This window comes from Streptomyces sp. NPDC048436 (genome assembly GCF_043200355.1).
Taxonomy (GTDB): Bacteria; Actinomycetota; Actinomycetes; order Streptomycetales; family Streptomycetaceae; genus Streptomyces.
Genome location: NZ_JBICXP010000023.1, coordinates 1 through 5,092, shown reverse-complemented (window position 1 = coordinate 5,092; position 5,092 = coordinate 1). Strand labels below are relative to the sequence as shown.

Below are 5,092 nucleotides of genomic sequence, written 5' to 3'. Positions count from 1 at the left end.
GATCAGCCCGAGGCCGCCCGCACGTCCTACGAATGCCCAGGTGAGCGCTTCAGTTCGAATCGCATTTCGGACCGAGACGTTAAACGACAAGCTGAACGGCTTCACGGGCTTCGCGCCTGCCCTTGTTCTGACGTCAGTTGACGGCGCGCGGTGGGAACGTGGAGTGTGCTTATCCGTTGCGTCATTCCAGCAGCGACCCCGACTGTGTCTCTACGGCTGCAACCACAGCTGACCGATCGGTCCCCTACCGAAAGGGCCTCATGCCAGCCGTTGTTGTTGTCGGGGCGGGAATCGTCGGCTCCTCAGTGGCCTACCACTTGGCGCGTCGGGGCGTCTCGGTCACCCTGCTCGAGCAAGGACCTGCACCGGCCACCGGGGTCACCGCAGGCTCCTTCGCCTGGATCCGCAGCGCGGGAGGCCACTGGCCCGGCGGAGCACAAGACCTTCACGAGTATGCCCTGGCGGACTACCAGCGTCTGGAGGCCGAACTGCCCCATGTCACCGTCCGCCGGACCGGCTCGCTGACCTGGTCCGGCACACCAGCTCAGGACTCACGACCGGGGCCGGGCCAGTTCCGCATCGGACGAAGTGACATCGCAGCCCTGGAGCCCAATCTCCGTCACCCACCCGACCAGGCCATCCACACCCCGGCTGACGCGGGCGTCGACCCAACGGCTTTGGCCCACGCACTCGTAGCGGCCGCCGGCGCCCACGGAGCAACCGTGCTCCACGACACTGCGGTCATCGCCTTGCAGGTGACCAATGGCCGCCTCCAGGGAGTGCTGACTTCGACCGGGTTCCACGCCGCCGCAACTGTCGTACTCGCTGCAGGAACCAACGTCCCCAAGCTCTGCGAGCAGCTGTCGGCCGACCTGGCCATTGCCGCCTCCCCGGCTACCCTCGCGCGGGTCACAGCACCGTCTGGTTTGGTCAAGACCATCGTGGCCAACCCTGATTTCGAGGTCCGAGAGGTACGGGACGGTGAACTCGTGCTGGTCGTGCCCTGTGTTGAAGGCACAGCAGCAGCGCTTGAGCAGGCCGCTCAAGACACGCTCCAGCACTTGCAGACGACCTTCCGTGAAAGCGACCAGTGCCGTTTGCTGGGCTACCGCGTTGGCAGACGCCCAATGCCTTCGCACGGCCCCCTCGTTGGTTACGTGACACACGATCAATCCGTCTACGTCGCAGTCATGCACTCCGCCATCACCCTGGCGCCCACCGTCGGTCGACTGATCGCAGACGAACTCGTGACCGGCAGGCCAGCTCCCGAGTTACGGCGTTGCCGACCGCGAGCCCACTGACCTCATCTCTCGACGACATTGGCCAAGACATTCGGAGGCGCTCTGCTCGTGCTGGGCGAGGATCTCGGTATGCGCAGTCTTGAGAGCGGCCTCCGTGTTCAGGGCCCGCTCGCGTCAGGACGCCTCGACTTCTGCTTGTTCGGTCCGGCGGTCCTGGACGCGTCGCCCTGCTGCCTGGCTCATCGCTTCGGTGACCAGGGCGCGGGCGTCTGCGTGCTCGTAGAGGAACGTGCGCGACACCTCGGCAGCCCGGGCTACGCCGGCCATGGAGATCGGCGTGCGGGCCTTGATCGTCTGATCAAGGACAGCCTTGATCCGGGTTAGACCCTCTTCGGCCTTCTTGCGCCGTGACCGGAACGCGTGTGCCGTGCGGGCGGCGGGAATCGCAGGGGCGGTCATGGGGTGCCCTTGGCCATGGTGGGGGTGTCGTCGTGAAGGTCGCCGTTTGTGACGGCCAGGTCGCTGGTGCGGAAGGCGAGGCTCCACAGGCGGTCGAAGTAGTCCTGAGGACGTCGTAGATCCAGCGCGAGCGCGTCTTCGAGCAGGCCGAGGGCAGCCAGGGCCTGCTCCCAGACCGTCGATGGTGCGAGCGGTGGGCTCGAAGACCTGGTGCAGATGAGTCGGCAGTGGCATCGGCGGGGCGCGTTCAGCCAGGGGCCGCCACTGCTCGGCCTTGCGGCGCCAGTAGAGGAGATAGGCGCCGGACATGACGAACTTGTCGCAGTTGTGGCAGTCCAGGTTGTGGGGGCGGGCGTCCCTGCGGACCACGGGCTGGAAGGTGCAAAAACCGCCTTCGGCCGGGGTCCTGCGGCGGGCCAGGTCCAGGGCCATGGCTTCGGCCTCCTTCTTGGACATGCCCTGCGTGGGCCAGACGAGGAGCTCGCCGGGGTGGGCGGAGTCCGGTCCGCCGCCCCAGACGAGCTCCAGGACATCGTCGATCTCGGAGGAGACGGCCTTCGCGTAGTGCTCGGCCATCACCGGAGACCTGGCCGAGGTACTGCTTGATGTGGTGCAGGACGGCGCCGTGTTTGAGGAGATTGGTGGCCAGAGTATGACGAGCCTGGTGAGGGACCCACGCGCCGATGTCGAGGTCTGGAGCCAGCTGCTGAAGCACTTCTGAAAGAAGGCGTACGAAATCGGCTCCGTGCCTTTGGAGTTGTGGTTGGGAGAGGGGAGCAGTGCCAGCACAGCGCGCTCCTTCGTGGTCGCCGGTCGGCTGTGGCGGTCCTCGAACCGCTCCAGGGTGGCCTGTTGGCGATTCTGCAGGCGCAGCGCCTCGGGGATGCGGATCGCCTCATCGAGGTTGCCGACCTTCGTCTGGTCGTGCCAGAGGAAGGGGACACGGCTGTGGACCGCGAGGCACTCCAGCCGCAGCTGGAGCACTTCATTGGCCCGGCGGCCGGTGGACACCAAGGTCTCCCAGGCATCGCAAATCCCGCGGTCCTTCGGGTCGTAGCGGTCCGCCAGCGCCTGCAGGTCTCCCTGGTCGGCCAGTGCCCGGGCGACGGGGTCGGGGAACGGCCGTCGGGCCCTGTGCTGAGCGGCGCCGCCGGCAGGCAGCGCGACGACGAACCTCCGTGGCAGCCGGAGTTCCTCCGCCTGCCCGCTGTCCAGGGCGGCGCGCAGGATCGCCCGCGCGTGGTTGAAGACCAACCGGCCGGACTGCGCAGTGACCGTGCTCGGCTGGCCCGTGTTGTCGCAAAGGGCCAGGGCGGGAAGGCTTTCACGTATCCGGCTCCTGCGATCGCTGGCGAATCGCCGCATATTGTCTTCGTCCAGCAGCTGCGGGGCGTGGCTGCCACCGGGGTCCGTGATCTCCAAGAAGGCGCCCATGGTGCGGAAGTGATCACAGCCGACGCGGCGGAATCTGACAGGGCAATCGTGCCCGCCAGCCTGCACGTTGGTGGGTTCGGTGCAGAGCCCGTAGGGAACCTGGACCCACCTCGCCGATGGCCCGGCGGGCGTGCTCTGAGTCAAGCAGGGCCTGTGCCTTGCGCCAGACGCGGTTGCCGTTCCGGTCGAACTGCATCGCGGTGACCGCTCCACGGCCTCACGCTTGCGGGTCTCGTTACCCCCTAATGGTGGAGTCGGGTATTGGAACTCCCGGAATACCCCCGCGATCAGAGGGGATCGAGGAGCATCAGGACCTCATCCCGAGTGTCGTCGGGCGCGAGGCGGAGGGCTCCGGGCCAGCGACCGGCCTCACGCCATCCGAGTCGGCTGTAGAAGTCCTCCAGCCCTTCTTTTCCCCGGGCCGCGAGATGGAGCTGTTCGAGTCCCAGTTCGTCGCGGGCGATCTTCTGCAGCTCACGCATGAGAGCGGACCCGACACCACGGCCGCGGAATTCGGGGTGGGTCTGAAGGTGGTGGACCGTGCCCCAATGCCCGATGAGCCGATAGGGATCACGGTTGAGGACGACCCATCCGGCAAGACCATCATCGAGTCTGGCGGTGACGAGTCGGCTTTGCTGCGGGTGGAGGCGGCCGAGAAGCTTGTCCGTGACGGGCGCGACGTCGTCGTCTTGGACGGGAGGGAAGGGGAATCCGGCGGCGCCGCCCGAGTTGGTGACCGCGATCCAGCAGTCGATCATCTGGCGTCGGAGTTCGGGAGTGACCTCGCGCGCGTCGATGATCTGGACGAGATCGGGCTTGCTTGCGTGCGTCATGAAAAGCAGCATGTCAGCGGGGTCTGACATCGGGATGGGGCGACCTTGCGAGTGCCGGCGGCTGACCTCGACTGCGAAGGCGGTCCCCTCGTTTGCCACGAGGGGACCATCGGGCACCGCGCGCCCAAGCCACCGACGGGCCGTGGCTGAGCCCTGGACTTCGGTGCTGAGCGCCTGAAATGAGAGAAGCCCCGACTCACCACCGCGGCCAGGGAGAGGGCTGTCGAGGTTCAGCCTCCGAATGGGTCCACGACGACAGGAGAAGCTGTCATCTGCCGCACTGACAGGAACTCTTGCGGATGGGCGCCCGACTCCGAGGTCATGCACCGCTACCGCGAAGCCGACGACGGATTCAAGGAGAACGCCCTGCACGGCTGCTGTAGCACTGCGCTTCGCGGACCTACGAGAAGGTTGACCATGGACGCAGGATGGGCCGCAGCTATCGCGGGAGCATCAGGCGCGGGCGGAGCGGGCCTTGCGCCATGGGCCACCGAGCGGTCAATGATCCGCCAAGTCCGTGTGCCGGTCGAGAAGGGGTTCGACCAGTGGCGTAGGGAACGCCGCCAAGAAGCGTACGCAGCCCTGCTCAGCGCCGGCGACACCGTGCACGACACGCTCAACACCGTCATCGGCCACACGATCCGCCCCGCGCCGACTGACGAGGCACGGGCCGCCTGGCAAGCGGTGAACGAAGCACGCAAGGCCGTCGACCGGACAGCCCGCACGGCCGCCGTCGCAGGCCCCAGAACGTTGCCCAGGAGGGACTCGCCATGCGCGAGGCTCTGCACAAGCTCCACGCCACCGCCAACCAGGCATGGGAGGAGTCCGCCATCCTCTACCTGGCCCTCGTGCAACAGATCATCCAGACCTTCAACAGCGACTAGGCCGTTTCGTTCGGATCAGCAGACGGAATCAAGAGCGGGTGACTACCGAGGCCGGTCCGGCCCAGCTCACTTCCACCGCAGCGGACTGGAGTCATCCTGGGCCGGGCAGTTGCCCCGCCGCCACGATGCGCTCCACTGCGGCCGTGACCAGTTGTTCACGCTCTGTCTCCGTGAAGACGTCCGGCAGGGTGAGCTGTTCAACGATCAGCCAGTTCAGCGTCAGCATGAGCAGCTTGACCGC

Annotated in this window: 3 protein-coding genes; 1 reads left to right on the top strand and 2 read right to left on the bottom strand. The window is 66.8% G+C overall.

Annotation, left to right across the window (positions count from 1 at the left end):
- The first annotated feature begins 260 nt into the window (after nt 1-260).
- Nucleotides 261-1,301, top strand: a complete 1,041-nt coding sequence (locus ACGFX9_RS38320; RefSeq protein WP_393484523.1) for an NAD(P)/FAD-dependent oxidoreductase — start codon at nt 261-263, stop codon at nt 1,299-1,301.
- Nucleotides 1,302-1,415: 114 nt separating this feature from the next.
- On the opposite strand, the gene ACGFX9_RS38315 is transcribed toward ACGFX9_RS38320, so the two are convergent.
- Entirely contained in the window at nt 1,416-3,134 is a 1,719-nt protein-coding gene (locus tag ACGFX9_RS38315) for a hypothetical protein (RefSeq protein ID WP_393484521.1), read from the bottom strand.
- Nucleotides 3,135-3,421: 287 nt separating this feature from the next.
- Nucleotides 3,422-3,967, bottom strand: a complete 546-nt coding sequence (locus tag ACGFX9_RS38310) for a GNAT family N-acetyltransferase (protein WP_393484518.1) — start codon at nt 3,965-3,967, stop codon at nt 3,422-3,424.
- Between the last annotated feature and the right edge of the window lie 1,125 nt (nt 3,968-5,092).

Bases quoted from the DNA above. Each gene is read 5' to 3' on its own strand.
- ACGFX9_RS38310 (WP_393484518.1), bottom strand. From the start codon at position 3,967: ATGACGCACGCAAGCAAGCCCGATCTCGTCCAGATCATCGACGCGCGC.
- ACGFX9_RS38315 (WP_393484521.1), bottom strand. From the start codon at position 3,134: ATGGGCGCCTTCTTGGAGATCACGGACCCCGGTGGCAGCCACGCCCCG.
- ACGFX9_RS38320 (WP_393484523.1), top strand. From the start codon at position 261: ATGCCAGCCGTTGTTGTTGTCGGGGCGGGAATCGTCGGCTCCTCAGTG.